This window comes from Pseudomonas sp. FP453, from assembly GCF_030687495.1.
Taxonomy (GTDB): domain Bacteria; phylum Pseudomonadota; class Gammaproteobacteria; order Pseudomonadales; family Pseudomonadaceae; genus Aquipseudomonas.
On sequence record NZ_CP117435.1, the window covers coordinates 2,401,966 to 2,428,332 of the forward strand.

Annotated in this window: 25 protein-coding genes, 3 pseudogenes and 1 riboswitch; of the genes and pseudogenes, 16 read left to right on the top strand and 12 right to left on the bottom strand. The window is 63.8% G+C overall.

What is annotated here, in order from left to right; translation table 11 throughout:
• Window position 1: 1 nt before the first annotated feature.
• Window positions 2-1,102 (top strand): agmatine/peptidylarginine deiminase, encoded by a 1,101-nt coding sequence (locus PSH87_RS11025; RefSeq protein WP_305433601.1) that lies wholly within the window; start codon window positions 2-4, stop codon window positions 1,100-1,102.
• Window positions 1,103-1,146: 44 nt separating this feature from the next.
• Entirely contained in the window at window positions 1,147-1,980 is an 834-nt protein-coding gene (yghU, locus tag PSH87_RS11030; RefSeq protein WP_305433603.1) for a glutathione-dependent disulfide-bond oxidoreductase, read from the top strand.
• Window positions 1,981-2,136: 156 nt separating this feature from the next.
• Here the strand turns inward: yghU and PSH87_RS11035 are convergent, their stop codons facing one another.
• From PSH87_RS11035 to PSH87_RS11045, 3 genes are read right to left on the bottom strand one after another with little or no spacing between them, the layout of a single operon-like run.
• Window positions 2,137-3,063, bottom strand: a complete 927-nt coding sequence (locus PSH87_RS11035) for a sugar ABC transporter substrate-binding protein (protein ID WP_305433605.1) — start codon at window positions 3,061-3,063, stop codon at window positions 2,137-2,139.
• Window positions 3,064-3,082: 19 nt separating this feature from the next.
• Window positions 3,083-3,862, bottom strand: a complete 780-nt coding sequence (locus PSH87_RS11040) for a TIM barrel protein (RefSeq protein WP_257782885.1) — start codon at window positions 3,860-3,862, stop codon at window positions 3,083-3,085.
• Entirely contained in the window at window positions 3,859-4,863 is a 1,005-nt protein-coding gene (locus PSH87_RS11045) for a Gfo/Idh/MocA family oxidoreductase (RefSeq protein WP_305433606.1), read from the bottom strand. Before PSH87_RS11045 ends, PSH87_RS11040 begins: the two co-directional genes overlap by 4 nt.
• A gap of 186 nt (window positions 4,864-5,049) precedes the next feature.
• Between PSH87_RS11045 and PSH87_RS11050 the strand changes: the two genes are divergently transcribed.
• Window positions 5,050-7,011 carry a sigma-54-dependent Fis family transcriptional regulator gene (locus tag PSH87_RS11050; protein WP_305433608.1) on the top strand — a complete coding sequence of 654 codons (1,962 nt, stop codon included), beginning with the start codon at window positions 5,050-5,052 and terminating at the stop codon, window positions 7,009-7,011.
• Window positions 7,012-7,136: 125 nt separating this feature from the next.
• Here the strand turns inward: PSH87_RS11050 and PSH87_RS11055 are convergent, their stop codons facing one another.
• On the bottom strand, window positions 7,137-8,186 hold the full coding sequence (locus PSH87_RS11055) for a LacI family DNA-binding transcriptional regulator (protein WP_017735291.1): 1,050 nt from the start codon (window positions 8,184-8,186) through the stop codon (window positions 7,137-7,139).
• 161 nt (window positions 8,187-8,347) lie between these two features.
• Between PSH87_RS11055 and PSH87_RS11060 the strand changes: the two genes are divergently transcribed.
• From PSH87_RS11060 to PSH87_RS11075, 4 genes are all read left to right on the top strand, one after another.
• Window positions 8,348-9,433, top strand: a complete 1,086-nt coding sequence (locus PSH87_RS11060; RefSeq protein WP_305433611.1) for a fatty acid desaturase family protein — start codon at window positions 8,348-8,350, stop codon at window positions 9,431-9,433.
• 114 nt (window positions 9,434-9,547) lie between these two features.
• A complete protein-coding gene (locus PSH87_RS11065) occupies window positions 9,548-9,868 on the top strand; it encodes a MocE family 2Fe-2S type ferredoxin (protein WP_257782880.1) in 321 nt (106 codons plus the stop codon).
• Window positions 9,869-9,870: 2 nt separating this feature from the next.
• Window positions 9,871-11,070, top strand: coding sequence for an NAD(P)/FAD-dependent oxidoreductase (locus PSH87_RS11070; protein WP_305433613.1), 1,200 nt, complete (start codon window positions 9,871-9,873; stop codon window positions 11,068-11,070).
• 1 nt (window position 11,071) lies between these two features.
• Entirely contained in the window at window positions 11,072-11,890 is an 819-nt protein-coding gene (locus tag PSH87_RS11075; protein ID WP_305433614.1) for a sugar phosphate isomerase/epimerase, read from the top strand.
• Window positions 11,891-12,400: 510 nt separating this feature from the next.
• On the opposite strand, the gene PSH87_RS11080 is transcribed toward PSH87_RS11075, so the two are convergent.
• Window positions 12,401-13,273, bottom strand: a complete 873-nt coding sequence (locus PSH87_RS11080) for an undecaprenyl-diphosphate phosphatase (protein WP_305433615.1) — start codon at window positions 13,271-13,273, stop codon at window positions 12,401-12,403.
• 66 nt (window positions 13,274-13,339) lie between these two features.
• On the opposite strand from PSH87_RS11080, the pseudogene PSH87_RS11085 reads away from it, so the two are divergent.
• Window positions 13,340-13,959 (top strand): annotated as a pseudogene (locus PSH87_RS11085) (GNAT family N-acetyltransferase).
• Here the strand turns inward: PSH87_RS11085 and PSH87_RS11090 are convergent.
• Window positions 13,937-14,881, bottom strand: a complete 945-nt coding sequence (locus PSH87_RS11090) for a GlxA family transcriptional regulator (protein ID WP_305433616.1) — start codon at window positions 14,879-14,881, stop codon at window positions 13,937-13,939. The pseudogene PSH87_RS11085 and the gene PSH87_RS11090 sit on opposite strands and share 23 nt — an antisense overlap.
• Before the next feature lie 158 nt (window positions 14,882-15,039).
• Here PSH87_RS11090 and PSH87_RS11095 point away from each other — a divergent pair, with 158 nt between their 5' ends.
• Window positions 15,040-15,717 (top strand): type 1 glutamine amidotransferase domain-containing protein, encoded by a 678-nt coding sequence (locus PSH87_RS11095; protein WP_305433618.1) that lies wholly within the window; start codon window positions 15,040-15,042, stop codon window positions 15,715-15,717.
• Between the two features lie 81 nt (window positions 15,718-15,798).
• Window positions 15,799-16,929, top strand: coding sequence for an alkene reductase (locus PSH87_RS11100; protein WP_305433619.1), 1,131 nt, complete (start codon window positions 15,799-15,801; stop codon window positions 16,927-16,929).
• Window positions 16,930-17,095: 166 nt separating this feature from the next.
• On the opposite strand, the gene PSH87_RS11105 is transcribed toward PSH87_RS11100, so the two are convergent.
• Window positions 17,096-18,082, bottom strand: coding sequence for an NAD(P)H-quinone oxidoreductase (locus tag PSH87_RS11105; RefSeq protein WP_305433620.1), 987 nt, complete (start codon window positions 18,080-18,082; stop codon window positions 17,096-17,098).
• A 160-nt stretch (window positions 18,083-18,242) separates the two neighbouring features.
• On the opposite strand from PSH87_RS11105, the gene PSH87_RS11110 reads away from it, so the two are divergent.
• Both PSH87_RS11110 and PSH87_RS11115 read left to right on the top strand, forming a co-directional pair.
• Window positions 18,243-19,118, top strand: coding sequence for a LysR family transcriptional regulator (locus PSH87_RS11110; RefSeq protein WP_017734592.1), 876 nt, complete (start codon window positions 18,243-18,245; stop codon window positions 19,116-19,118).
• An 82-nt stretch (window positions 19,119-19,200) separates the two neighbouring features.
• On the top strand, window positions 19,201-19,587 hold the full coding sequence (locus PSH87_RS11115) for a DoxX family protein (RefSeq protein WP_305433621.1): 387 nt from the start codon (window positions 19,201-19,203) through the stop codon (window positions 19,585-19,587).
• 42 nt (window positions 19,588-19,629) lie between these two features.
• Here PSH87_RS11115 and PSH87_RS11120 read toward each other — a convergent pair whose 3' ends face one another.
• Entirely contained in the window at window positions 19,630-20,448 is an 819-nt protein-coding gene (locus PSH87_RS11120) for an alpha/beta fold hydrolase (protein ID WP_305433623.1), read from the bottom strand.
• Window positions 20,449-20,595: 147 nt separating this feature from the next.
• Between PSH87_RS11120 and PSH87_RS11125 the strand changes: the two genes are divergently transcribed.
• A complete protein-coding gene (locus PSH87_RS11125; protein ID WP_017734595.1) occupies window positions 20,596-21,663 on the top strand; it encodes an NAD(P)-dependent alcohol dehydrogenase in 1,068 nt (355 codons plus the stop codon).
• A 159-nt stretch (window positions 21,664-21,822) separates the two neighbouring features.
• On the opposite strand, the gene mntP is transcribed toward PSH87_RS11125, so the two are convergent.
• On the bottom strand, window positions 21,823-22,386 hold the full coding sequence (mntP, locus tag PSH87_RS11130) for a manganese efflux pump MntP (protein ID WP_257783095.1): 564 nt from the start codon (window positions 22,384-22,386) through the stop codon (window positions 21,823-21,825).
• 14 nt (window positions 22,387-22,400) lie between these two features.
• Window positions 22,401-22,568, bottom strand: a riboswitch (yybP-ykoY riboswitch).
• Between the two features lie 39 nt (window positions 22,569-22,607).
• Window positions 22,608-22,919: a hypothetical protein gene (locus tag PSH87_RS11135; RefSeq protein ID WP_305433625.1), complete on the bottom strand. Its 312-nt coding sequence runs from the start codon at window positions 22,917-22,919 to the stop codon at window positions 22,608-22,610.
• Between the two features lie 216 nt (window positions 22,920-23,135).
• Between PSH87_RS11135 and PSH87_RS11140 the strand changes: the two genes are divergently transcribed.
• The 3 genes and pseudogenes from PSH87_RS11140 (at window position 23,136) to PSH87_RS11150 (ending at window position 25,290) form a co-directional block, all read left to right on the top strand.
• Window positions 23,136-23,780: a secretin and TonB N-terminal domain-containing protein gene (locus tag PSH87_RS11140; RefSeq protein WP_305434295.1), complete on the top strand. Its 645-nt coding sequence runs from the start codon at window positions 23,136-23,138 to the stop codon at window positions 23,778-23,780.
• On the top strand, window positions 23,777-24,322 hold the full coding sequence (locus tag PSH87_RS11145; RefSeq protein WP_305433626.1) for an RNA polymerase sigma factor: 546 nt from the start codon (window positions 23,777-23,779) through the stop codon (window positions 24,320-24,322). The genes PSH87_RS11140 and PSH87_RS11145 overlap by 4 nt, the downstream gene beginning before the upstream one ends.
• 37 nt (window positions 24,323-24,359) lie before the next feature.
• Window positions 24,360-25,290: pseudogene (locus PSH87_RS11150) on the top strand (FecR domain-containing protein).
• Between the two features lie 6 nt (window positions 25,291-25,296).
• On the opposite strand, the pseudogene gspJ reads toward PSH87_RS11150, so the two are convergent.
• Both gspJ and gspH read right to left on the bottom strand, forming a co-directional pair.
• Window positions 25,297-25,894: pseudogene (gspJ, locus tag PSH87_RS11155) on the bottom strand (type II secretion system minor pseudopilin GspJ).
• A complete protein-coding gene (gene gspH, locus PSH87_RS11160) occupies window positions 25,891-26,343 on the bottom strand; it encodes a type II secretion system minor pseudopilin GspH (protein ID WP_305433628.1) in 453 nt (150 codons plus the stop codon). Before gspH ends, gspJ begins: the two are co-directional and overlap by 4 nt.
• Between the last annotated feature and the right edge of the window lie 24 nt (window positions 26,344-26,367).

Consider the following 26,367-nt stretch of genomic DNA (forward strand, 5'->3'; position numbering starts at 1 on the left):
TATGCCAACCCGTCGCACCTTCATCCAACAAGCCGCTGTGGTCAGCGCCATGACCCTGATCGCCCCGCACCTGCGCGCCGCCACTCGCGGCGGTTTCTACATGCCCGACGAAGGCGAAACACACCGCCAGGCCTTCATCGCCTTTGGCGCCCAGGACGCGATCTGGGAGGACTTCACCGCCGATGTGCAAGCCGCCCTGGGCCGCATCGCCCGGGCGATTGCCGCGTATGAACCAGTCACCGTGTTCTGCCGCGAAGACGAACGTTCACTGGCCGAAAAACACTGCGGCACACGCAATATCAACTTTGTCGAAACCGCGCTGGACGACATCTGGATGCGCGACACCGGCGCCAATTTTGTCATCGATGGCGCCGGCACCCAGCGTGCCGTGGACTTCAATTTCAACGGCTGGGGCAACAAGCAGCAGCACGCCGATGATGCGCTGTTGGCCGCGCTGGTCGCCGAAGAGACCGGGGCCAAGCCTGTGCGCAGCGAACTGGTGGGCGAGGGCGGTGCCATCGAAGTGGATGGCCTGGGCACCGGCATCATGACCGAAAGCAGCTGGATCAACCGCAACCGCAACCCCGACTGGAGCAAGGCCGAGGTCGAGGCCGAACTCAAGGAGCGCCTGGGCCTGCGCAAGATCATCTGGCTGCCGGGCATCAAGGGCAAGGACATCACCGACGCCCATGTGGATTTCTACGCGCGCTTCGTCGCGCCGGGCGTAGTGTTGGCCAACCTCGACACCGACCCTGAATCCTACGATCACAAGGTCACCCTGGCGCACCTGGAGATCCTCAAGAACGCCAGCGACGCCGACGGCCGCCCATTGCAGGTACACACCGTGTCGCCGCCGCTCAAACCACGCAAAAACCGCTTCAGCCAGGGCAACCCGGACTTCGCTGCGGGCTACATCAATTACTTCGTGATAAACGGTGCGGTTATCGCCCCGGAGTTCGGCGACCCGCTGGCAGACCGCAAGGCGCTGGACTTGCTGGCCCGGCTCTACCCGCAGCGCAAGGTGCTCCAGCTCAATATCGACGCGATTGCGGCGGGTGGCGGCGGCATTCACTGTGTGACGAGCCATCAGCCTTTGGTTTAGTCTGGAGCGCTTCGTTGATCGCAAGCGCCTCTGGAGCAGTAAGCATGACCGACTACGTACCCCCAAAAGTGTGGACCTGGGACACCGAAAACGGCGGCACCTTTGCCAGCATCAACCGGCCCATCGCCGGCGCCACCCATGACAAAGAGCTGCCGGTCGGCAAGCACCCGCTGCAGTTGTACTCCCTGGCCACGCCCAATGGGCAGAAGGTCACGATCCTGCTGGAAGAGCTGCTGGCCCTGGGGCACAGCGGCGCCGAATACGATGCCTGGCTGATCAAGATCGGCGACGGCGACCAGTTCGGCAGCGGCTTTGTCGGGGTCAACCCGAACTCCAAGATCCCGGCGTTGCTCGACCGCAGCGGCGCAAACCCGATTCGCGTGTTCGAGTCCGGCGCGATCCTGCAGTACCTGGCAGAGAAGTTCGGCGAGTTTTTCCCAACAGAGCCTGCGGCCCGGGCGGAGTGCCTGTCGTGGCTGTTCTGGCAGATGGGCAGCGCGCCATACCTGGGCGGCGGCTTCGGGCATTTTTATGCCTATGCGCCAAGCAAGATGGAATACGCGATCAACCGCTTTGCCATGGAGACCAAGCGTCAGCTGGATGTGCTGGACCAGCGTCTGGCGGTGAGTGAGTACATTGCGGGTGATGAGTACACCATCGCCGATATTGCCATCTGGCCTTGGTACGGTGGGTTGGTCAAAGGGCGCTTGTATGGGGCGGCGGAGTTTTTGTCGGTGCATGAGTACAAGCACGTGCTGCGTTGGGCCGAGGCGATTGAAGCGCGGCCGGCAGTGCAGCGGGGGCGGCGGGTGAACCGGGTGTCGGGGCCGGTCGAGGAACAGTTGGCCGAACGCCACGACGCCAGCGACCTGGACTGACGCAGTAGAGCAAATGTAGGAGAACCCCTGTGGGAGCGGGCTTGCCCGCGATAGCGGTGTGTCAGTCACACATCAGTCGACTGACACTCCCTCATCGCGGGCAAGCCCGCTCCCACAGTTAGATCTCCCACAGTAGTTGTATCTGTATACTCCAGACTATTTGTAGCGCTGCTCGAACACCGCCACCTGCTCCGGCTTGATCAGCTCAAACGGCACCCACACTTCCGACTCGATCGCTTCACCCTTGATCATCCGAATCGCCGACTCCACCGCCTTGGCCGCCTGCGCCTTCGGGTCCTGGAACACCGACGCCGCCAACAACCCACGCTTCACCGCCGCCAACCCATCCGGCAAACCGTCGATGCCGACAATCGCCACATCCCCCTTGGCCTTGCCCGCCTGTTGCAACGCCATCCCGGCGCCGATGGCCATTTCGTCGTTGTTGGCGACAATCGCATCGAACTGGGTGCCTGCCAGCAGCCAGTTGCTGGTCAGGTCCATGCCTTTGCTGCGTTGCCATTCGGCGCTTTGCTGCTCGACCACCTTGATCCCGGGAAAGTCCTTGAGCACCTGCTTGGCGCCTTCGGTGCGGTCGTGGGTGGCGTTCTGTGCGAGGTCGCCCATGATGATCGCCACGTTGCCTTTGCCGCCGAGTTTTTCCGCGAGGAAGCGCATCTGCAACTGCCCGGCCTCGATGTCATTGGAGGCCACGGTGACCACGCCCTTGGGCAGCGTGCGTTCATCCGGGTGGCGGTTGACGTACACCAACGGCGTCTTGGCGGCCACGGCGGCGCGGGTCATGTTGGCGGTGGCGGAGGTGTCCACCGGCAGCACGATCACCGCGTCGACTTTCTGGTTGAGAAAGCCTTCGACCTGGTTGAGTTGGCGCACCACGTCGCCCTGGGCGTCTTCGAACTGGATCTTCACGTCTTGCTGCTTGGCGGCCGTTTCCAGGCCGTTGCGCACGTAGGTCATGAAGTTATCGTCGACCCGCGCAATGCTCACGCCGATGCGGTAATCGGCGAGCGCCCACGGGCTGAACAGCAGCAACAGCGAGGCAACAATCAACGAATAGCGGTTCATAAGGGTGGTCCTTTTATTGTTATAGGGTGAACGCTTGACGGAATCGCTCCAGGGCCAGTTCGCTGTCGCCGCTGGCCCAGCCTTCGAGTCCGACCACGCCGGTGTAGCCCATGGCATGCAAGGCCCTGGCAATCGCAGGGTAGTGGATTTCACCGGTGCCGGGTTCCTTGCGCCCCGGCACGTCGGCCACCTGGATTTCGCCGATGGCGCTGCCGGCGCGCTGGATCAGTTCGATCAGGTTACCTTCGCCGATCTGCGCGTGGTACAGGTCCAGGTTCATTTTCAGGTGCGGGCTGCCCACGGCTTCGATCAGCGCCAGGGTGTCGTCGGCGCGGGCGAATGGGGTGCCGGGGTGGTCCACTTCGGTGTTGAGGTTTTCCAGCAGGAACACGCGGCCGGCGTCTTCCCCCAGGCGGGCGATTTTTTCCAGGGTCTTGCAGGCGCTCAGCCACATGCGCCCGGTGGTGTGGCTGACCGGTTGCACCGGCAGCCCGCCTTCACCCAGGCCAGTGCCGTGCAGGTTGAGGCTGGGGCAATTCAAGCGCTCGGCAACGCCGAGGGATTCGCGGGCGCTGTCGAGCAGTTGGCGGATGCCCTCGGGGTCGGTGAGGGTGCCGCTGATGTAGCCGGTCATCGAGGTGAAGTCGGCGCCGGTGGCCGCGAGGGCGCCGATGTCCTTGTTGGTCCAGTTCCAGATCTCGGCGCTGAAGCCCAGCTCATGGATGCGCTTTACGCGCTCGATGAAGGGCAGGTCGAGAAACACCATCTCGGCACTAATCGCCAGTTTGAACGGGCTCATACGGCCACCGCCTTGCCTTGCTGGAACGACTCGATGCACGCGCGGGCAATCGCCAGGGCGGCGCGGGCGTCTTCGCCGCTGGCCATCGGCTTGGCGCCGGTGCGCAGGCAGTCGGCGAAGTGATTGAGTTCGGCGATGTAGGCGTCGCGCAAGAGGTCGGTGTCGAGGCGCTGGGTATCGGCCTGGATGCCCTGAGCCAGGTAGCGCACCAGGTCCGAATCATTCAGGCTGCCCATGCTCAGCATGCCTTCGCTGCCGAACACTTCGCCGCGCACGTCGTAGCCGTACACGGCCTGGAAGTTGGCCTCGGCGGTGGCGATGGCGCCGTTGTCGAAGCGGATCGCGACCACGGCGGTGTCGAGGAAGCCTTTGCTCTTGTACGCCGGGGCGATCAGCGCATCGGCCATCACATACACCTGCACGGCTTCAGCGCCGGGGTTGAGGTAGCGCAGGGTGTCGAAGTCGTGGATCAGGGTTTCGAGGAAGATCACCCATTGCGGCGACGCAGCGGGATTGTTCAACGCCGGGTCGCGGGTTACCGAGCGCAGCAACTGTGGGGTGCCGATGCGCCCAGCGGCGACGTCGAGGTGGGCAGTGCGAAAGCTCTTGGCGAAGCGCCGGTTGAACCCGACCTGCAACGGCACATGGGCATCGGCGGCGGCAGCGATGGCGCGGTCGGCTTCATCGAGGGTGATGGCCATGGGTTTTTCGCAGAAGATCCCCTTGCCGGCGCGGGCGGCGCTAATCACCAGTTCGGCGTGGCTGCGGGCGGGGGCTGCGATGATCACGCCGTCGATGTCCGGGTCGTCGAGCAGCTGCTGCGGGTCGGTGTAGACCTTGTCCACGCCCAGTTCGGCGGCGAGGCGGGCGGCTTGGCCCGGAGTCGGGTCGGCAATGGCGACCAGGCTGGCACCGGGGATATGCCGCGCCGCCGTCAAACCGTGGAAGCTGCCCATGCGACCAGCACCGATCAAGCCCAGGCGGATGTTCTGTGTACTCATGAAGTGACCCCTTTTTTATTGTTGGCCTCAGGACAGTCCTGATGGGTAAAGGGGTAGGAGCAAAGGCTGTGCCAAATTATAAGTGGTTGATAAACAACAATTATTAAAAATCCATAAACAAAAAGTGTTCATTTTGATGACATGCCTATACTGACATGTCAAAAACATGAACATGGACACCCCGCAATGAGCATGACGTTCAGCGTACAAGACCTCGACTACCTCACCGCCCTGGGGCCGGCAGCGCTGAATGACGGCCCCGTGGCCGCGCTGGAACAGGCATGGCACGCGTGCCTGGCTGGCGCGGTTGAACGCCCGGCGGCTGTGCGTCAAGTGATCTGGGAGTCGTGGCGGCGCAGTGTGCAGGCGGGGATTGATCCGGCGGACAACGCCTATCGCTTTGTCGCGCCGGATAGCCTGAGCGCGACCCTGGCCACGCACCGCGTGCTGATCGCCGCAGCGGCGCAGGTCATGCATGGCCTGCTGGCCTACAACCCGCGCGGGCATATCAACCTCACCGATGCCGACGGCACCACCCTGTACTTTTGCGGGCTGGACATCACCCCGGTGGGCAGCCGCCTGTTGGAGTCGGTGCAAGGCACCAACTGCACCGGCCTGGCACTGGCCGAGGACCGTCTGGTGTACGTGCTGGCCGAGGAAAACTTCGCCACGGGCCTGCGCCAGCGCCGCATGCACTGCGCCGCCGCGCCGATCAAGAACGCCCAGGGCCAGACCCTGGCCATGCTCACCCTCACCGCCGAGCCCGGCTGGTTCCACTTCCACACCCTCGGCACCGTGCAAGCGGCGGCGGACGCCGTGTCGAGGCAGATGGCCCTGCAAGCGCTGCTGGAAGAACAGCAAACCGTGCTCGAAGTGCTCAACGAAGGCCTGGTGGTACTGGATGAGCGCGGCTGCATCAAGGCGCTTAACCGTTACGCCCGGCAGTTGTTCGGCGTGGGGCTGGAGCTGATCGGCCGCCCGTTCCAGCAGCTGGGCCGCAGCGAGCTGAGCGATACCCTCGGCGAACCCGTGCGCGACCTCGACTGCACGTTCCACCTGCACGACCGCAGTCAGCTCGCCTGTCTGGTTTCAGTGTGCCCGCTGGAGCAGGGCGGGGTGATCGTCTCGCTGCGCGAGAACCGACGCATCCGCGAAATCACCCGGCGCATCATCGGCACCCAGGCCAGCTACACCTTCGACACCATCCAGGGCCAGTCACGGGCGATCCAGGACGCATTGCACCTGGGGCGCATCGCCAGTCGCAGCGACTCCACCACCCTGATCCTCGGCGAAAGCGGCACCGGCAAAGAGCTGTTTGCCCAGGCGATCCATAACGGCAGCGACCGCCACAAAGGCCCCTTCGTGGCGGTCAACTGCGGCGCGATCCCGCGCGACCTGGTGCAAAGCGAACTGTTCGGGCATGTCGAAGGCGCGTTCACCGGCGCCACCCGGGGCGGCTCGGCGGGCAAGTTCGAACTGGCGGATGGCGGCACGATTTTTCTCGATGAAATTGGCGACATGGCCTTCGACGCCCAGGTCAGCCTGCTGCGGGTGTTGCAGGAGGGCGAAGTGACCCGCGTCGGCGCGAAGAACTCGCGGCGCGTGGATGTGCGCATCATTGCCGCGTCACACCGCAACCTGAGCCAGGCGGTGGCCGAGGGTGCGTTTCGTGAAGACCTTTACTACCGCCTCAATGTGTTGAACCTGACCGTGCCGCCGCTGCGCATGCGCCGTGAAGACATTCCGTTGCTGGCGCGGCACTTCCTTGCGCGTTACGCCCGTTCGTTGCGCAAGTCCGTGGAGGGCTTTGCGCCGGATGCGCTGGCGTTGCTGTGTGCCTACCCGTGGCCGGGCAATGTGCGTGAGTTGGAAAACAGCATTGAGCGCGCGACCAACCTGGCGATGGGGGCGTTGATCCAGCCGCTTGACCTGCCGTTGGACACCAAGCCGCGCGCGTCGCAGCGCGTGTACGAGCCGCAGCCGGCGCAGGACCTCAGCAGCCATGAAATGAATGCGATCGTTGCGGCGCTGGAAAGCACGGGTGGCAATATCCGCTTGGCCGCGCGGCAGCTGAACGTGTCGCGGGGCGGGCTGTACAACAAGATGAGTAGGTTTGGCTTGAGTGCCAGCGACTATCGCAATAGCTGAGCCTCACGCCGATCAACCTGTGGGAGCTGGCTTGCCTGCGATAGCGGTACATCAGTCACTACTGAGGTGCCTGGCCCACCGCTATCGCAGGCAAGCCAGCTCCCACAGTTTTTGATCTCCATGTATCAGGTGCAGATGTTTTCTGAGGTGACGATTTGAGGCGGTACGTACACCCGATGCCTGACCGGATCGAACGCTTCGGCGCTCTGCAATTCAACCAACAACTCCACCAACGCCACCGCCGTCTGCCTCGGCTGCGAATCCATCACCACATCCACCAACCCCTGGCTCAACGCCTGACGCGACAGCTCCGTGGACTCCTGCAAGATGCAACACAACGCCGGCCGCTTGGGCAGCTGCGCCAGGGCGCTGATGATGCCGTCGCCGCCGCCGCCCACCACACACAGGCCGCGCAGGTCGCTGTGGCGGGTGATCAGGTCGAGGGTGGCTTCTTCGGTGATGTCGCAGTTGTCCAGGTTGATCAGTGGCTCCAGCGGCTTGAGCCCCGGCGCGTGTTCGGCGAGGTAGCTGTGCAGGCCCGTGACCCGCGCCTGGTGGCCGAGGAAGCGGTGGCCGCCGAGCAAGATCCCCACGCTGCCTTTGCGCGCGCCGCAGGTGCGGGCGAGCAGCCAGCCCATGGTGCGGCCGACGACGTGGTTGTCCTGGCCGACGTAGGGTTCCGCCGCGTGTTCGTGGATATCCGAGAGCAGGGCGACCACGGGCACACCGGCTTCGCGGATCTGCGCCAACGTGGCATTGATCAGCGGGTGGGCAAAACTCACCACGGCGAGGGCGTCGCATTGCACCGCCAGTTGTTCGATCTGCGCGACGATGGCGCTGGGGCTGCGATCGACGATGTAGTCGAATTGGCAGGTCAGGTTGGCCCCGGCGTGGTGCTCGGCCGCCTGCGCAATCGCCTGCGCCAGGCTGGCGTAGAACGCCTGGGCGGTGGCCAGCAGCAGGATGCCAAAGCGGTAAGTCGGCCGGCGTTCGCGGATGCGCTGGCCGATCAGCCGCGCGGCGAAATAGCCCACGGCTTCGGCGGCCTGGAACACCTGTTCGGCGGTGTCTGGATTGACCGGCGCGCGGGCGTTCAACACCCGGTCGACGGTGGCTACGCTGAGGCCCGCCTGGGCGGCAACAGTGGCGATGGTTGGGCGTTTATTGTTGTGCATGGCTGGCCCCTTGAGCGTCTTGATAGAAAACTATCAAGCCCCGCTGGGCCTGGATGATAGCTTGATAGGGAATGGATTCAAGGCCTTGAGGGCGATTTAGCGCTTCTCTATCGTGGGTTGCACAACGCACCTGAAACCCACGCTTGCGGAGAACAATAACAATGCCTGAACACACCGCTCACACCGCCCGGCGCGACTACAGCCTCACCGGCCTCGAAGCCGCCCGCGCCGCCGAAAAAGGCCTGGTCTCGGCCAGCTGGTATCAATCACCGATTTCCCGCAAACGCATGAAAGAACTGATGCAGCGCCGCGACGGCCCGGCCCTGCGCGACACTGCCCTGTGGCTGCTCGCGCTGGTCGCCAGCGGGTTTGGCGGCTACTGGTTCTGGGGCTCCTGGGCCTGCGTGCCGTTCTTTATCGTGTACGGCGTGCTGTACGGCACCGCGTCCAACCCGCGCTGGCACGAAACCGGCCACGGCACCGCGTTCAAGACCCGCTGGATGAACGATGTGCTGTATCAGATCGCAAGCTTCATGTGCATCTTCGAACCCCATGTGTGGCGCTGGAGCCATGCGCGGCACCACACCGACACCATTGTCGTCGGCCGCGACCCGGAGATCGTCGAGCCGCGTCCGCCGAGCTTGCTGATGATGTTCTTGAGCCTGTTCAACCTGCCCCTGGCCTGGAAGACCTTCAGCGGCGTGGCCCGTCATGCCGCCGGCAAGATGAGCGCGCAAGAGGCCGACTTCATCCCTGAATCCGAATGGCCCAAGGTGTTCCGTGCCGCGCGGATCTGGGTAGGGATTTATGCCGTGGTCATCGGCGCCGCGCTCTACTTGCACAGCTGGTTGCCGCTGATGCTGATCGGCCTGCCTAGCATTTACGGCGCATGGCTCGGCTACCTGTTCGGCCTGACCCAACACGTCGGCCTTGCCGAAGACGTGCTCGACCACCGCAGCAACTGCCGCACCATCTACATGAACCGCGTGCTGCGCTTTATCTACATGGACATGAACTACCACCTCGAACACCACATGTACCCGATGGTGCCGTACCACGCGCTTGAGCAACTGCACGAAGAGATCCGTGGTGACTGCCCGCCGCCGTACGCGAACCTTTTCGCGGCGTACAAGGAAATCCTGCCGACGGTGTGGAAGCAGCGCAGCGATCCGAATTATTTCATCCAGCGCCCAACACCCTGTGGCGACGGAGCTTGCTCCCGCTGGGCTGCGCAGCAGCCCCAATGACGGCACCGCATTTTTTCAGACAAATCCTGACAGCTGAGGTTGGGGCCGCTTCGCAGCCCAGCGGGAGCAAGCTCCCTCGCCACAGGATTAGCCAATCACCTGGAGACAAATGCCATGAACGATCAATGGATCGACGTCTGCGCCGTGGGCGAAATAGACGAAGAAGACGTGTTGCGCTTCGACCACGGCGCCCACACCTACGCGGTGTATCGCTCGGCGGAGAATGAGTTTTTCGCCACCGCCGGCCTGTGCACCCACGAGAAAATCCACCTCGCCGACGGCCTGGTGATGGACCACGTGATCGAATGCCCCAAGCACAACGGGCGCTTTGACTACCGCACCGGCAAGGCCATGGGCGCGCCGGTGTGCGTCAACCTCAAGACCTACCCGGTGCGGATCGAAGCGGGGCGGGTGTTGCTCGCCGTCACGGTGTGACGATGAACGCGCCCTTGATTATCGTCGGCGCCGGCCATGCCGGTGGCCGTGCAGCGCTGACCCTGCGCGAAGAAGGCTACACAGGGAGGCTGATCCTGATCGGCGACGAACCGCACTTGCCCTACGAACGGCCACCGCTGTCCAAGGGGCTGTTGCAAGGCACGGCGGATCTGGCCGGCTACAGCCTGTGCGACGAGGAGCGCTTGGCCGCGTTGAACATCGAACATATTGCCGCCAACCCGGTGACGCAGTTGCAGCCCGAGCAACACCGCCTGCAACTCGCCGACGGCCAATGGTTGCCCTACGCCGGTTTGTTGCTGGCCACCGGTGGCCGCGCCCGGCGCTTGCCCCAGGCGCCGGCCGACGTGCTGTACCTGCGTACCCACGATGAAGCGTTGGCCCTGCGTGATGCGCTCACGCCTGGCACGCGATTAGTGGTGGTCGGCGGCGGGTTTATCGGCCTGGAAGTGGCAGCGACGGCCCGTGGCCTGGGCTGTGAAGTGACGGTGCTGGAAGCCGGGCCGCGCCTGGCGGGGCGGGTGTTGCCGCCGGTCATTTCCGAGGCGTTGCTGCAATTGCATCGCGAGCACGGCGTGGATGTGCGCTTGAACGTGGCACTGGAATCCATCCAGGCGGAGGGCGTGCTGCTGGTGGACGGCCAGCGCCTGCCCTGCGACCGGGTGGTGGTGGGTATCGGCATGCTGCCCAATATCGAGCTGGCGACGGCGGCCGGGTTGGACGTGGGGCAGGGCATTCGTGTGGATGGGTTTCTGCGCACCAGCGCGGCCAACATCTATGCGGCCGGCGATGTCTGCGAGTTTCGCCAGGATGGCCTGTACCAGCGCCAGGAAACCTGGCGCAACGCCGAAGCCCAGGGCCGGCATGCGGCGCTGAACCTGCTGGGGCGCGAGTTGCCCTTCGACGCGCTGCCGGGTTTCTGGTCCGACCAGTACGACTGGGGCTTGCTCACCGTGGGGACGATGACGCCCGCCGTGGTCAGCCGCACCTTGCCCGGTGGCGGCTTGCTGCAGTTCTACCTCGACGCCGAGCAGCGTTTGCAAGGCGCCTGCGGCTGGGCGCCGGGCAGTGGCGCGGCCAAGGATATCAAGCTGTGTGAACGCCTGATCACGGCGCGTGTGGTGCTGAGCGCGGCCGACCTGGCCGACCCCGAACTGTCCCTCAAACACCTGCTGCGAGGCTAAGATGCGCCAATTCCTGGTATTCCAATCCCTGTGGGCGATGCAGACCGAACCCGGTCCTCTCGAGGCGCAACTGGACCGCATCAAAGCCGCCGGTTTCGACGGCATCACCGACCACTACTGGAAGCCCGCCGATGTTACCCGCCTGCACGCCGCCGCCTCGGCCAGGGGCTTGCAGATCGAGGGCCAACTGTTCCCGCAATCGGTGGATGACCTGGCGGCCGCGCTGGATGTGATCAGCCGCCATGGCTGTCACCACCTCACCTTGCAGGCCGACGTGCGCCCGCGCACCCAGGCCGAAGCCGCGCGGCTGGTGGAAGGCTGGCAGCGCCTGGCCGAGCAGGTGGATTTTCCGGTGTTGCTGGAAACCCATCGCTATCGGCTGACCAACGACCTGCTGTTCACCCTGGATCTGCTGGCGCAGATGCCGGATTTGCAGCTGCTGGCCGACCTGTCCCATTACGTGGTGGGGCGCGAACTGCCCGAGCCGGGTGCCGTTGAAGATGATGAACAGATCCGTACGATCCTGCGCCACAGCTGGGGTTTTCATGGGCGTGTGGCGAGCAGCGAACAGGTGCAGGTGTCGCTGGAGTTTCCCCAGCACCAACCCTGGGTGCAGCGCTTCACCGAGTGGTGGCGCTACGGGATCGAAGACTGGCTGGCGCGGCCCGATACGCCGCACAGCCTGTCCTTCACCTGCGAGCTGGGCCCGCCGCCCTATGCGATCACTGGGGCGGATGGCCGTGAGATCAGTGATCGCTGGAGTGAGGCCTTGAAGCTGCAAGCGTTGATCCGCGAGGTGTGGCGCAGCTGTCAGAAATGATCTGCCAATATGTGGGAGCGGGCTTGCCCGCGATAGCTATGTGTTGGGCGCTGAGATTTTTTGGTCGGGGTACATATCCATTATTTAGGTAACGGCTGATTATGGTTCCGCCCTTACGGCGGCTCACTTTTGGAAGGACCCAAAAGTAAGCAAAAGGTCCTCGCCCCACCACTCGGCACCTCGCCTAGGCTCGGTGTGCCCTCTCTCCGGCTTGAATCCGTGGGCCGCCGTCATGGGCCATCCTTGGCCCAGGACGGCTAACCCGGCGTCCTGCCGGGTTACCCACGGATTCAAGCCTGCGTTCGGCCAGCGTGGTTAACGGGGCGCTTAAGATCAAAAGCCAGAGCGCGGCGGCCTTAGAGTCGACCGATTCTTTGTGTCGATCTCGGTTCAAATGTGGGAGCTGGCTTGCCTGCGATGCAGACAACTCGGTACATCAGGCACACCCAGTTGATGCTATCGCAGGCAAGCCAGCTCCCACATTGGATATTTGTTGGTCTTAGAACGGTGTCAGGTCAGCAGGCCAGTGCTGACCGCCACAATCAGGAACACCCCCAACAACGCCCGGTAAATCACAAACGGCCAAGTCGAAAACCGCTCCAAAAACTTCATCAACCCCCAGATCGCAAAAAACGCCGAGACGCTCGCCACCACCAGGCCAAACAGCAGATGGGGCCAGGCGTGGGCCGGCAAGTCGGCGTGCAGCAGCACCCACAGCTCTTTCAGCCCGGCGAGGGCAATGGCCGGCAGGCCCAGCAGGAAGGAGAAACGCGCCGCCTCTTCACGCTTGAAGTTGAGGAACAGCGCGGCGGTCAAGGTCGAGCCCGAGCGCGATACCCCCGGAATCAACGCACCAATCTGCGCAATGCCGACGATCAACGCGTCACGCAGGCGCATCTCACCCATTTCCCGCGTGTGGCGTGCGCGCACTTCCGCCACGGCCAGCAGCACGGCCATGACCACGCAGGAAATGCCGATCACCATCAACCCACGCAACGGCGAGTTGCACGCGTTCAAGGTCGAAGACAGTGCCAATCCGGCGATGCCGATGGGAATCGTCGCCAGTACAATCGCCACTGCCAGCTTGAACCAGCGGTCGTTGTAGTCGCCTCGGCGCACCGCACTGAGGCTGCCGGTGGTCACTTGGCGCACGTCGCGCCAGAAGTAACTGACCACCGCCGCCAGCGCCGCCAATTGCATCGCCGCCGAAAACGCCGAGCCCGGGTCTTGCCAGCCGATCAGGGCGGGCACCACGCGCATATGGGCGGTGGACGACACCGGCAACAGCTCGGTGATGCCCTGGATCACGCCCAGGATGAAGATTTGCAAGTAATCCAGGGAGGCAAAGCCCACATCCAGGCCCGCGGTACAGACGTTGCTCACAGTGCGTGTCCTTGAGAAAAAAACGGAATCCCGGGCAGTCTAGGCTAAATGTTTCAGGATGTTGCCATGGCCCCGCACAAATCCGCCTTCGGTTCAGCAAACAGAAAGGTTGGACAATGTATTGGCCTGCATGAAGGTTTTGTGAACAATGGCGCCCTGCATTTTTCACCGAGAGTCCCATGCCTGAAACCACCGTAGAACTGATCCAGACCGGCCCCGAAGACGCCGAGCTGATCCGCAATCTCTACCAGTACTACGCCTACGAGTCGTCGGACTGGGAGCAGGAAGATGTCGAGGGCGACGGCCGTTTCTACATCCATGACGAACACCTGGCGCGCTACTGGCAAGACCCGCAGTGGAGCGCCAATCTGTTGCTGGTGGATGGCTATATCGCCGGCTTCCTGCTGATCGAAGGCAGTGAAATCCCGGGGATGGACGCCCTGGAGTTGGCCGATCTGTTTATTCTCAAGCGCTATCGCCGCAAAGGCATCGGCCGCGCCATTGCCACCCAGGTGCTGTGCAGCGGCGCGGCCAATTGGCTGGTGCGTTTCTATGATCAGGACGAAGTGTCCCAGGCGTTCTGGCGCACCGTGCTGGATAACCTGCCGCGCCCGGTGCAGACCCTGGAGCTGGAGGATGAACCTAACCTGGTGAGCTACTTGATTACGCGGGTGGCGCTGCATTAAACGCTTGCTGCATCACCTGCGGCGGTTGGCCGAAGGCGCGCAGGAACGCCTGGCGCATGCGCTCGCGGTCACCAAAACCGGTTTCGCGGGCCACCACTTCCACCGGGTGGCGGCTGGTTTCCATCAGCGTGCGCGCGGCTTCCACTCGCAGGGCTTCGATGGCCTTGGCCGGGGTTTGCCCGGTTTCTTCGCGGAACACCCGGCTGAACTGGCGCGGGCTGAGCCGTGCGACGTCGGCCAAGGCGTCCACGGACAGATCGTGGGTGAGGTTTTCGCGGGCGTAGGCCAAGGCCAGCTGCACGCGGTCTGATTTCGGGTCCAGTTCCAGCAATGCCGACAGTTGCGACTGTTCGCTGCCCCGGCGCTGGGCGATCACCAGTTTGCGCGCGATGCGCCGCGCGAGGTCGCTGCCCAGGTCGTTCTCGACCATGGCCAGGGCCATGTCTACGCCGGCGCTCATGCCGGCGCCGGTCCAGATCTGGCCGTCCACCACGAACAAGCGGTCTTCGTCCAACTGGATCTGCGGGTAGCGCTTGCGAAAGGCCGGCGCGTGAATCCAGTGGGTGGTGGTGCGTTTGCCTTCCAGCAGGCCGGCTTCGGCCAATACGAAGATGCCCATGCACAACGACGCGACCCGCCGCGATTGGGCGGCGGCGGCCGTGACCAGCGCCAGCAGGTTGGCCTCCGGCAGGCGAAATTCCATGTAGCCGCCGACGATCAGCGTGTCATAGCCCTCGGGCCGGATCGGCGTGGTATTCACCGAGAACCCCTGGGACGTCATCACCGCGCCGCCACGCTCCGACACCAGGTGGAACTCATAGGCCGGCTCGCCCCGCAGCAGGTTCGCGCACTCGAACACCGAGCCGACACTGAGGCTCAGGCATTCAAAATTCGGGTAAACCAGCAGCGCAACGCTGTGCATCGCATCTCTCCAAGGGGCGGGGGAGGTGGGATTGTCGGCGGCTGGCGGGCAAACGGCAACTGCCAGCGTGCATGTCCGAAAACCTTGCGGATATGACGTTGTGCCGTTGCGCCCCGACTCCTAAGCTTCAACCCTCAGTCATCCCGAGGCACTCGACAATGAAAGTATTGATGGTTTTGACCTCTCACGATCAGTTGGGCAATACCGGCCGCAAGACCGGTTTCTGGCTCGAAGAGTTTGCGGCACCGTATTACGCGTTCCTGGATGCGGGTGCCGACGTGGTGCTGGCATCCCCGGCCGGCGGGCAGCCGCCGCTGGACCCGGTCAGCGACCTGCCGGACTTCCAGACCGAACAGACCCACCGCTTCGCCGCCGACCCGGCTGCGCAGCAGGCGCTGGCTACTACGCTGAAGCTGGACGCGGTGAACGCCGCCGACTTCGACACCGTGTTCTACCCAGGCGGCCACGGCCCGCTGTGGGACCTGGCGGAGTCGCCAGTGTCGATAGCGCTGATCGAGGCGTTCGAACGCGCCGGCAAGCCCATCGGTTTTGTCTGCCATGCGCCGGGCGTGCTGCGCCACGTCAAGGCGGTCAACGGTGAGCCGTTGGTCAAGGGCCGTCGCGTCACCGGCTTCTCCAACTCGGAAGAGGCGGCGGTGGAATTGACCGACGTGGTGCCGTTTTTGGTGGAAGACGAATTCAAGAAGCTCGGCGGCAAGTACGAGAAGGGCGCTGATTGGCAATCCTTTGTGATCGTCGATGGCTTGCTGGTCACCGGGCAGAACCCGGGCAGCTCCAGCGATGTGGCCAAGGCGCTGCTGAAACTCACCGCGTAAGTTAACTCATCACTTTTTATTGATTGGCGACTCCACGGAGTCGCCAAGGCTTTTGCTCGTCCAGGATTTGGAAAACCCCACATGACCGACAACGTTTTGAACACCCCGCTGCAACTGGGCCGACACACCCTGAACAACCGCATTGTGCTGCCACCGTTGACCCGCCAGCGCAGCGCCCAACCGGGTGATATCGCCACCGACCTGATGGCCGAGTACTACCGCCAACGCGCTTCGGCGGGGTTTATGGTCAGCGAAGGTACGCAGATCGAACCGCGTGGCCAGGGCTACGCGTGGACGCCGGGCATCTACACGCCGGCGCAGATCGAGGGCTGGCGCCAGGTCACCGACGCGGTGCATGCCGAGGGCGGGGTGATCTTTGCCCAGTTGTGGCATGTGGGGCGCGTGTCCCATCACGATTTGCAACCCGAGGGCGCAGCCCCCGTTGCGCCGTCGGCGATCCAGCCGCAGCAGGTCAAGGCTTTTATCGAAACCGCGCCGGGCGTCGGTGAACTGGTGCAACCGCCGGTGCCGCGCGCGCTGAGTACGCAAGAGGTCAAGGACCTGGTCGGGCTGTATGCCCAGGCGGCGCGCAACGCGATAGCGGCCGGGTTTGACGGTGTGGAGATTCATTCGGCCAACGGTTACCTGGTCAACCAGTTCATCTCGGCCCATGCCAATCAGCGTGAGGATGAATACGGCGGCTCACTGCACAATCGCCTGGGTTTCCTGCGGGAAATCGTCGAGGCCGTCAGTGAGGCCATCGGCGCGCAACGCCTGGGTGTGCGTTTTTCGCCGCTGTTCAGCGGCACGGACCAGGACCGGGTGTATATCGGCCTGGTGGAAGAGGATCCGCACCACACCTATATCGAAGCCGTGAAAGTGCTGGAAGCGGCGGGCATCGCCTACCTGTCCATCGCCGAAGCCGACTGGGACAACGCGCCGGAACTGCCGGAAACCTTCCGCCGTGCCGTGCGCGAGAGTTTCAGCGGGCGGATCATCTATGCCGGGCGATATACCGCTGAACGCGGTGAGAAACTGGTGCAGTCGGGGCTGGCGGACTTGATTGCGTTTGGTCGGCCGTTTATTGCCAACCCGGATCTGCCGCAACGGCTGTTTAACGGCTGGCCGCTGAACCCACTGCGGGTTGAAGGCATGTACGGCGGCTCGGAGCAGGGCTACACCGATTACCCGACTTACGCTGCGGCCTCCTAAACAACACAGTTCAACTGTGGGAGCTGGCTTTTGTGGGAGCTGGCTTGCCTGCGATGCAGGCACCTCGGTGCATCAGGTGTACCGAAGTGATGCTATCGCAGGCAAGCCAGCTCCCACACAAGCCAACCCCACACAAACCGGCTTCCACAGTTGATGGGTGCTGGGGTCAGATCACCTGCAACACAATCTTGCCAATATGCTCCCCACCTTCCATCCGCCCATGGGCCTTGTCAGCCTCGGTGTAGTCAAACACCTGATCAATCATCGGCAGGCAGCGCCCGGCTGACAGCACCGGCCAGACATGTTCGCGCAACTGCTCGGCAATGGCGGCCTTCTCGTCCTTGGTCCGCGCGCGCAACAACGAACCAGTCACAATCGCGCGTTTGCCGAGGATGGTCAGCAGGTCCACGTCATTGGCCTTGGCGCCGCCCAGAAAGCCCAGCATCACCAGGCGGCCGTCCATGCTCAACGCCTTGAGATTGTTGTTGAGGTACGAGCCGCCCATGATGTCGAGGATCACATTCGCGCCCTCGGCGCCGATGACCTCGGCGAAGTCCTGCTCGCGATAGTTGATCGCCTCGGCCCCCAGGTCACGGATGGCGGCGCATTTTTCGGCGCTGCCGGCGGTAGCGAACGTGTGGATGCCGAACTCGCGGCACAGCATCAGCGCGGTGGTGCCGATGCCGCTGGTGCCGCCGTGGATCAGCACGCGCTGGCCCTGGTGGGCGCCGCCGATGCCGAACAGGTTGGCCCACACGGTAAAGAAGGTTTCCGGGATCGCCGCGGCTTGAATCCACGACAGGCCGTCGGGGATCGGCAGCGCCTGGCCGGCGGGTACCGTGCAATATTGCGCATAACCGCCGCCGTTGGTCAGGGCGCAGACCTTGTCGCCAAGGGCGTATTCGCTGACACCGTCACCCAGCGCCACCACTTCACCCGCCACTTCCAGGCCGGGGATCGGGCTCATGCCGGGTTTCATCGGGTACTTGCCCGCGCGTTGCAGGGCGTCGGGGCGGTTGACCCCGGCGGCGTGCACACGGATCAGGATTTCGCCAGCGGCCGGGGCGGGCACGGGCGCCTGGCGAGGCTTGAGCACCTCGGGGCCGCCGGGGGTGGTGATTTCGATCAGGGTCATGTCGGTAGGCAGGGTCATTGTGGGTGTCCTGTAACGGTGAGCGTATGGGTTGGGACCGCGGCGAACGGTCGTAGGTCCCGGGTATTTTTCTCGGACCCCAGCATAGCGCCGGACACTGATGCAATAATGCTGCGATTTGGCGGCACAGAGATGCATATATGCAGCACTGGGGGAGACGATGAACTGGGACGATGCACGGGTATTCCTCGCGGTCTGCCGCGAATCGACGCTGCGCGGCGCCGCGCGGGTACTCGGGGTGGATCAGGCGACCGTGGGCCGTCGAATCAACGCCCTGGAAAAGTCCTTGAGCGCGACGCTGTTCCTGCGCACCTCCGAGGGCTACGCGCTGACTGCCGTGGGCGAAGCGGCCCTGCGCTCGGTGGAAAAAATGGAGCGTTCGGCCCTCGATCTGGAGCGCCAGATCCAGGGCCTGGATGACCGCCTGATCGGCACCGTGCGGGTCAGCACCACCGACTCCCTGGCCATCGATTTCCTGATCCCGGCCATCGCCCGCCTGCACGACAAACACCCCGACATACGCGTGCAACTGGACGCCTCCACCCAGATCCTCAGCCTGGCCAAGCGCGAAGCCGACATCGCGGTGCGCAACACGCGCCCCGACAACCCTGATCTGATCGCCCGGCGTCTCGCCCGTTGGCCGGTGGGGTTGTTTGCGTCCCAAGGCTATATCGACCGGCACGGTGTGCCCGAGCCCGGCAGCCAGTTCGACGGCCACGACCTGGTGGTCTATGGGCCTCACCTGCAACAGCATAAAGACCTGACCCTGGTGTCCGAGCCGCTGGGTCGCGGACGCATCGTTGCCGCCCTGGGTTCCAGCCTGCTGGTGCGCCGCTCGATTGCCGCGGGCATCGGCATCGGCGAAATCCCGGTGTACACCGGCGAGCGCGACGGTCTGGTGCGCCTGTGGCCGCAGCGTGTGCGGCCGTTGCCTTACGACGTGTGGCTGGTGACCCACGCCGACCTGCGCCACACCGCGCGGGTGCGGGGGGTGATCGATGAAATCGTCGCGGCGTTTGCCGGCACGGGGGATTGAGGTCAGCACAGGCTTGCAAGCCTGCATGCGCGCCTGCCGCCAGAATTGACCTCGACAGAGGGTCAACTCAACGGGAGCGCATATGAACGAATCGAAGTATCAGGATCTGGGGCTGTTGTTTCTGAGGGCCAGCGGAGCGGTGTTGCTGCTAGGGGTGCATGGCTTGCCCAAGTTGCTCAATTACAGCGAGCAATTGAAGTTGATCGAGGACCCGTTTCACCTGGGGGCGACGGTCACGCTGTCATTGGCGATTTTCGCCGAGGTGCTGTGCCCGTTGCTGATCATCGCCGGGGTGCTTGTGCGCTGGGCGTGCTTGCCGATCCTCAGCGTATTGTTGATTGCGTTGCTGGTGGTGCACCCGGAGTGGAGCCTGTTCGAGGCGCAGTTCGGCTGGTTGCTGCTGATTATTTTCACCACGCTGCTGATCAGCGGGCCAGGCCGCCTGGTGCCGAGCCAGCGTTTCAGCTGAAAAAAAGGCCGGGCAAGCCCGGCCAAATAAGGAGACGGTGTTTCAGCGGCTCAGAAACGCCAGCAAGTCTTCGTTCAACTGCTGGGCATGAGTCACGGCAAACCCGTGGGGCGCGTCCTTGTAAACTTTCAGCTCGGCACCCTTGATCAGCTCGGCGGCCACTTTACCGGTGGTTTCGAACGGCACGATCTGGTCGCCATCGCCGTGGATCACCAGGGTCGGCACGTCGATCTTGGCCATGTCCGGGCGGAAGTCGGTCTCGGAGAACGCGGTGACGCAATCCACCGTCGATTTGAGCGACGCCAGCAGGGCGACCTGCAAGGTCTGGGCCTGCACGCCGGCGGAGACGTTCTGGCCTTTGTTGATGCCGTAGAACGGCGCGTTGAAGTCGCTGATGAATTGCGCGCGGTCCTTCAGCAGCTCGGCCTTGAACCCGGCGAACACGTCCAGCGGCACACCCTGTTGGTAATCCGATTTTTGACCGAAGATCGGCGTCACGGCGCCCAGCAACACCAGGCCGGCGACACGGGCGCTGCCATGGCGTGCGATGTAGCGGGACACGTCGCCGCCGCCCATGGAGAAGCCCACCAGGGTCACGTCGGTGAGGTCCAGGTGTTCGATCAGCTGGGCGATGTCGTCGGCAAAGGTGTTGTAGTCATTGCCGGTCCACGGCTGGTCCGAGCGGCCAAAGCCACGGCGGTCGAAGGCGATGGTGCGATAGCCGCGGCTGCTCAGGTATTCCATCTGGTATTCCCACATGTCCGCATCCAGCGGCCAGCCGTGGCTGAACAGGACGGGCTTGCCGCTGCCCCAATCCTTGAAGTAGATCTGGGTGCCGTCTTTGGCAACGAATGTGCTCATGGAAAACTCCTGGGTGGGTGGGCTGAGAACTCTAGCTCACTATTGCGTGAAACCGGACGAAGGGCTTGTACCGGTGTGCTCGGTTGAACGGTTCAGCGTCTATGCTGGTCCACTGACTTCCACTGTCCGATCACACAGGTGAACGAAATGGCCAAGACTTACAGCTACGCCGCGCAGAACGCCAAGGATGCTCTCAAGCCCTACACCTTCGAGCGCCGCGCGCCGGGGGCGGAGGATGTGCAGATCGACATTCTGTATTGCGGCGTCTGCCACTCCGACCTGCACACCGCGCGCAACGAGTGGAACAACACCCTGTACCCGTCGGTGCCCGGCCATGAAATCGTCGGCCGCGTCACGGCGGTGGGCGCCAGCGTGAAAAACTTCAAGGTCGGCGACCTCGCGGGCGTTGGTTGCATGGTGGACAGCTGCCAACACTGCGCGTCGTGCGCCGAAGGCGAAGAACAATATTGCGAGAACGGCTTTACCGGCACCTACAACGGCCCGGTGTTTGGCGGTGAAAACACCTTTGGCGGCTACTCCGACAGCATCGTGGTCAAGGAGAAGTTCGTGCTGCGCATCTCCCACGATGACAGCAACCTGGCGGCCGTGGCGCCGTTGCTGTGCGCGGGCATCACCACCTATTCGCCGCTGCACCACTGGAAGGTCGGCCCCGGCAAGAAAGTCGGCGTGGTCGGCCTGGGCGGCCTCGGCCATATGGCGGTGAAGATCGCCCACGCCATGGGCGCCCATGTGACCTTGTTCACCACCTCACCGAACAAACGCGAAGACGGCCTGCGCCTGGGCGCCGACCAGGTGGTGGTGTCGAAGAATGCCGATGAAATGGCCGCCGTCACCAACAGCCTGGACTTCATCCTCAACACCGTCGCCGCGCCCCACAACCTCGACGCGTTCCTCAACCTGCTCAAGCGTGACGGCACCATGACCCTGGTTGGCGCCCCCGACAGCCCGCACCCGTCGCCGTCGGTGTTCAACCTGATCTTCAAGCGCCGCAGCCTGGCGGGGTCGTTGATCGGCGGGATTCAGGAGACCCAGGACATGCTGGACTTCTGTGCCAAGCATGGGATTGTCTCGGACATCGAGTTGATCGATATCCAGGGGATCAATGAGGCGTATGAGCGGATGCTCAAGGGCGATGTGAAGTATCGCTTTGTGATTGATATGGACAGCTTGAAGAAAGAACGCAACGCGGCCTAGTAACACCGCCCACTTGATTGTGGGCACTGCTTTCTGTGGGAGCTGGCTTGCCTGCGATGCAGACACCTCGGTCTTTCAGTTAGACCAAGGTGATGCCATCGCAGGCAAGCCAGCTCCCACAGAAAAGCCCGCACCCACCTGTTTGCTCAGCGCTGTTGCTTAGACCGACAAGTGCTCATACAAAATCGTCGCACCCACCACCATCAACACCACCCCGCCCACCATCTCCGCACGCTTGCCCACCACCGTGCCCAGCACCCGCCCAAGCATCATGCCAATGGTCACCATGGTCATGGTCGCCAGGCCAATCGCCGCCGACGCCACCAGGATATTCACATCGACAAACGCCAGGCCCACACCCACCGCCAGGGCATCGATGCTGGTGGCAAAGGCCGTCACGGCAAGAATCATGAAGGAGTGCTGGGTCGGCTTTTCAGCCTCTTCATCCTCGGCCTTGAGCCCGTTGTAGATCATGTGCAGGCCCAATGCGACCAGCAGGGTAAAGGCGATCCAGTGGTCCCAGTCTTCCACCCAGCGCGTGGCGGCGTGGCCGATGGCCCAGCCGATCATCGGGGTGATGGCTTCGATCACGCCAAAGATCAGGCCGGCGCGCAGGGCTTCGGTGAGGCGCGGTTTGTGCAGGCTGGAGCCTTTGCCGATGGCCGCCGCAAAGGCGTCGGTAGACATGGCCAGGGCCAGGAGGATCAGGGAAATGGGGTTCACGGTCAGGCTTCCAGTCGGGCTATGGGACACAACGACACGTCCACGCGCCCGACTTTAGGCATGGAAGTGTCGCTGGTCTCACCAACCGCAAAGCGATGTTCGTACCACGGCAGGTTGCCGAATATGTTGATACGAACGCTTCCAACAGGGTCAGAAGCCGGTTACTCCCCAACGAGGGAGGCGATCATAGGCAGGCACAGATGAAAATTTCGTCAAACGGCTCAAGGCCGTTGCGGTTTCACCGAGGTGCCGAAGCTATTGCCCATGCGCACGCTGGTGGCTGCCGGGGTGGACAGGCCCACGGCGTTCGGCGCGCGCTTGTCGACGGGAATGTTTTGCGCCTCACGGTTTTTTTTCGCCGCCTTGGTCGCGTTGCTGTCACTGCCCATCTGTTGGCTCAGGCAGCCGTAGTCGGGCGCCTTGTAGCCGTCCACCGAGACTTCGGTGCAGGTGCTTTTGCTGTTGTCGGCGTGGGCCAGCACGGGCAGGGCGGCGCACAGCAACAGGCTGGCAAGGCTGGGGAACAGTTTCATCGGGCCTCCTGGCAGGCCCTGGGAAGTGGGCCGGTAAGGCTTGAAAGTGTAGTGCAGCGGGCATCCCGTCACCGTGACGTTTTTTTTGCCATCACCGTAACATCAGGTTCATAAACTGGCCTCAGGATGACGGTTTTCAAGGACACGTCGGCCGTGCAGCGATGCAGAGCGGGGGGTGAACAGGGGGCCTGGCGGCGCGCCGTATGCGCCCTGGTCTTGCTGTGGCTGCTGGCAGGCGGCCGTATAGCGCAGGCGGAACCCGTATTGCTGACGTTGGACCTGCCGGCGCAAAACCTGGAGCACGCCCTGCAAGCCTACAGCCGCGCCACCGGCATGGCGGTGCTGGTGGACCGCGAACTGACCCGGGGCCGGCGCTCCATCAGCGTGCATGGGCGCTTCACGGCGCAGGAGGCTCTGGCAATGTTGCTGACCGGGAGTGGCCTGATGGCGCGTTATGCCCGCAGTGATGCGTTCACCCTGCAACTGGCGCAGGTCAGCCGGCCGGCCACCACCAAGGGCGCGTCGGCACGCAACGCCGCGCGGATCAACAACAGCTACGCCACGGCCTTGCAGCAGGCCATCGAGACCAGCCTGTGCGGTTCGCCCCTGACCCGTCCCGGCAGTTTTCGCGCCTTGGTGCAGGTGTGGGTCAACCCGGATGGGCTGATCGAGTACAGCCGGCTGGTCAGCTCCACCGGCGATGAACAACGCGATGAAGCACTGGTGCGCAACCTCAGTGCGGCCCGGGTCGAACGCCCCGCGCCGAGCTCGCTGCGCCAGCCGGTGACGTTGCTTTTGATGCCCGACACCACAGGAACACGCATGGAATGCACAGCAGGGAAGGGAGCCACGCACGGATGAAAAATACCGGGCACAGCACGATGGTCAGTTTGTTCCTGGCGTCCTACGAAGACTTCAAGGTGCGTTTGCGCAAGCGCCTGGGCTCGGAGGACCTGGCCAACGACGTCCTGCACGAAACCTACCTGCGGGTGGACCGCATGGACGTGCCGCCAAACCTCGCACAACCCAACGCCTACCTCTACCGCATGGCCTTGAACATCGCTGCCGACCGCCGCCAGGCCGACGCGCGCCTGCTCACCGGCAGCGAAGTCGAGGAGCTGCTGCAAGCCGCCGACGAAGCCCAGGACCCGTCGCGGGTGGTGGGCGGCCAGCGCGAGGTGCAATCGCTGGTCAAAGCCCTGTATGAGCTGCCCGCACGCCGGCGCAAAATCCTCATCGCCGCGCGTCTGGAGGAAGCGCCGCACCTGGAAATCTCCCAGCGTTTTGGCATTTCCACGCGCATGGTCGAGAAGGAAATCAAGGCCGCCCTCGGCCACTGCGCCAAGCGCCTCGAAAGAAAAGTGATTCAGCGGTTCGGTCCCGGGGCCGGAAAACCGTCTTAGTGTCGAGTCCCTGATAAAACCGTGAGTATGTGCGCGCTTGAACATTTTTAACCTCTCCACCGCCCGGGCAGCCTCCGCCAGTCCTTTGCACGATGAAGCCCGCGACTGGCTGCTCCTGCTGACGTCGGGCCGCGCCACCGTGGCCGACGCCAAGGCCTTGCAGGCCTGGCGTGCCCAGAGCCCGGAGCATGCCCAGGCGTTCGAGCAAACCAAGGTCCTGTGGCAGCAACTGGCCCCCGCCCTGGAGCACGCCGCGCCATCGCGCAGCTTTGGCCGCCGTGCCTTCCTGGGCGGCGCGATAGCTGCCTCGGCGGCGTTGGTCATGGTGCGCGTCGGCACGCCGGGTGGTTTTGCCGGGCTCACGGCCGACTATCGCACCGAGGTCGGTGAGCAGCGCCAAGTGCTGTTGAGTGACGGGGTCAGCCTGGAGCTCAATACCCAGACGCGCATCAGCCGGATCGGTGAGGGGATTGAATTGCTGGAAGGCGAAGTCGAGGTGGTCGCCCGTCTGGCGCAGCCGCTGCGGGTCCAGGCCGGTGACGGTTGGGTCAGTGCCGCGCAGGCACGCTTCAATCTGCGCAACACCGACCACAGCGTGTGCGTGACCTGCATCGAGGGTTCGCTGTCGGTGGACGCCGGCGGGCACAGTGTGAGCCTGGGCAGCGGCCGTCAACTGACCTACAGCGCGGCGGGCATCGGCGCGCCCGTGGTGGTCGACACCCAAGCCGTGGTGGCCTGGCGCGAACAGGTGTTGGTGTTCAACAACGCCACGCTGGCCACGGTGGTGGACGAGATCAATCGCTACCGCCCGCCCAGGGATGCTGGTGTTGCTCAACAAGGAACTGGGCCAGCGCCGGGTGCAGGCGCGCTTCAGCTTGCAGCAGCTGGCGGGCGTGGCGTTGCTGATTCGCGACGCGTACGGCGCCAAGTGCACGGAGCTGCCGGGTGGGGTGGTGTTGTTGAGTTGAGGCGCCTTACTGCAACGGCCCCACCACCTGCCGATATCGCTCCACCCCCTGCGGTGTCTCGCGCACCAGGCTGATCTCCAGCCCCAACGGCTCCTCGCGCTTATTGCCGCTCAACTGGCGCCAGCCTTTGTCCTTGTCCCACACCCGCACCTGCACATCACTCACGCCCCGCGAGCACCACCACGCCGTCCTTGGCCGCCGGCAGTGGGAAGCGGTCCCGCGCGGGCGCTGCGGCCCGGTACAGCGAGTCGCCCTTGAGCCACCAGCGCACCCGTTGCAAGCCATCGCCTGTGGCTGGCGCGCTGCGGATCACCTCCAGGCGAAAGCCCTTGCTGTCGGAGCTGCGCACCGTCACGGCGGCCAGTCCAGCGTCCTTTGCCGTACCGGGTTCGGCCAGTTCAACGCTGGCGCGCAGGCTGATATCGCGCTGCATCTGGTTCAACGCCCGCAACAACCCCTCGGTCTGTTCGGTGCTGGCCTGTAGATGCTGGTCGGCACGGGTCACGCTGTCGAGCCCGCGCCAGGCGATCACGCTGACCAGCGCCATCAGCATGATCGCCACCATCACTTCGATCAGGGTGAAGCCTTGTTGGGACTTGTTCATGGCTGGCTCACCACCCGCAGCAAACCGGCGGCGTCCCGTTGCAGGCTGAGGCTGTGTTGCCCGTCCGACAGCACCACCCGCAGCGGTGGGTTGATCCATTCGGCATTGAGCACCAGGGTTTGCCGGGGCTCGACGGTGAGTTGCATCGGCGTGCTCTCCCATAAGCGCGGACGCAGTTGGGCGTCGCCCTGGAACGCTTCCACGCCCAGGCCATCGTCACTGCGGCGGTTGAAGCGAAAGCCCTTGGTATCGGCGCGCAAGCTGATCGGGCGGCCGTCGGCGCGGGCTTCGGCCTGGGCGATTTGCAGCAACTGACTCAGACGTTCGGCGTCCTTGCGCAGCAGTTTCAGCGGGTCGGGTTTGATCGTCAGGCTGATGGCGGCGCTGGCGATGCCGATGATCACCAGCACCACCATCAGCTCGATCAGGGTGAAGCCTTGCTGTTTCATCCGTCGGCTCCTGGAGAACTGGCG

Excerpts from the sequence above, each read along its gene's own strand:
- PSH87_RS11025 (WP_305433601.1), top strand. The coding sequence starts at position 2 with ATGCCAACCCGTCGCACCTTCATCCAACAAGCCGCTGTGGTCAGCGCC.
- yghU (WP_305433603.1), top strand. The coding sequence starts at position 1,147 with ATGACCGACTACGTACCCCCAAAAGTGTGGACCTGGGACACCGAAAAC.
- PSH87_RS11035 (WP_305433605.1), bottom strand. The coding sequence starts at position 3,063 with ATGAACCGCTATTCGTTGATTGTTGCCTCGCTGTTGCTGCTGTTCAGC.
- PSH87_RS11040 (WP_257782885.1), bottom strand. The coding sequence starts at position 3,862 with ATGAGCCCGTTCAAACTGGCGATTAGTGCCGAGATGGTGTTTCTCGAC.
- PSH87_RS11045 (WP_305433606.1), bottom strand. The coding sequence starts at position 4,863 with ATGAGTACACAGAACATCCGCCTGGGCTTGATCGGTGCTGGTCGCATG.
- PSH87_RS11050 (WP_305433608.1), top strand. The coding sequence starts at position 5,050 with ATGAGCATGACGTTCAGCGTACAAGACCTCGACTACCTCACCGCCCTG.
- PSH87_RS11055 (WP_017735291.1), bottom strand. The coding sequence starts at position 8,186 with ATGCACAACAATAAACGCCCAACCATCGCCACTGTTGCCGCCCAGGCG.
- PSH87_RS11060 (WP_305433611.1), top strand. The coding sequence starts at position 8,348 with ATGCCTGAACACACCGCTCACACCGCCCGGCGCGACTACAGCCTCACC.
- PSH87_RS11065 (WP_257782880.1), top strand. The coding sequence starts at position 9,548 with ATGAACGATCAATGGATCGACGTCTGCGCCGTGGGCGAAATAGACGAA.
- PSH87_RS11070 (WP_305433613.1), top strand. The coding sequence starts at position 9,871 with ATGAACGCGCCCTTGATTATCGTCGGCGCCGGCCATGCCGGTGGCCGT.
- PSH87_RS11075 (WP_305433614.1), top strand. The coding sequence starts at position 11,072 with ATGCGCCAATTCCTGGTATTCCAATCCCTGTGGGCGATGCAGACCGAA.
- PSH87_RS11090 (WP_305433616.1), bottom strand. The coding sequence starts at position 14,881 with ATGCACAGCGTTGCGCTGCTGGTTTACCCGAATTTTGAATGCCTGAGC.
- PSH87_RS11095 (WP_305433618.1), top strand. The coding sequence starts at position 15,040 with ATGAAAGTATTGATGGTTTTGACCTCTCACGATCAGTTGGGCAATACC.
- PSH87_RS11100 (WP_305433619.1), top strand. The coding sequence starts at position 15,799 with ATGACCGACAACGTTTTGAACACCCCGCTGCAACTGGGCCGACACACC.
- PSH87_RS11105 (WP_305433620.1), bottom strand. The coding sequence starts at position 18,082 with ATGACCCTGCCTACCGACATGACCCTGATCGAAATCACCACCCCCGGC.
- PSH87_RS11110 (WP_017734592.1), top strand. The coding sequence starts at position 18,243 with ATGAACTGGGACGATGCACGGGTATTCCTCGCGGTCTGCCGCGAATCG.
- PSH87_RS11115 (WP_305433621.1), top strand. The coding sequence starts at position 19,201 with ATGAACGAATCGAAGTATCAGGATCTGGGGCTGTTGTTTCTGAGGGCC.
- PSH87_RS11120 (WP_305433623.1), bottom strand. The coding sequence starts at position 20,448 with ATGAGCACATTCGTTGCCAAAGACGGCACCCAGATCTACTTCAAGGAT.
- PSH87_RS11125 (WP_017734595.1), top strand. The coding sequence starts at position 20,596 with ATGGCCAAGACTTACAGCTACGCCGCGCAGAACGCCAAGGATGCTCTC.
- PSH87_RS11135 (WP_305433625.1), bottom strand. The coding sequence starts at position 22,919 with ATGAAACTGTTCCCCAGCCTTGCCAGCCTGTTGCTGTGCGCCGCCCTG.
- PSH87_RS11145 (WP_305433626.1), top strand. The coding sequence starts at position 23,777 with ATGAAAAATACCGGGCACAGCACGATGGTCAGTTTGTTCCTGGCGTCC.
- gspH (WP_305433628.1), bottom strand. The coding sequence starts at position 26,343 with ATGAAACAGCAAGGCTTCACCCTGATCGAGCTGATGGTGGTGCTGGTG.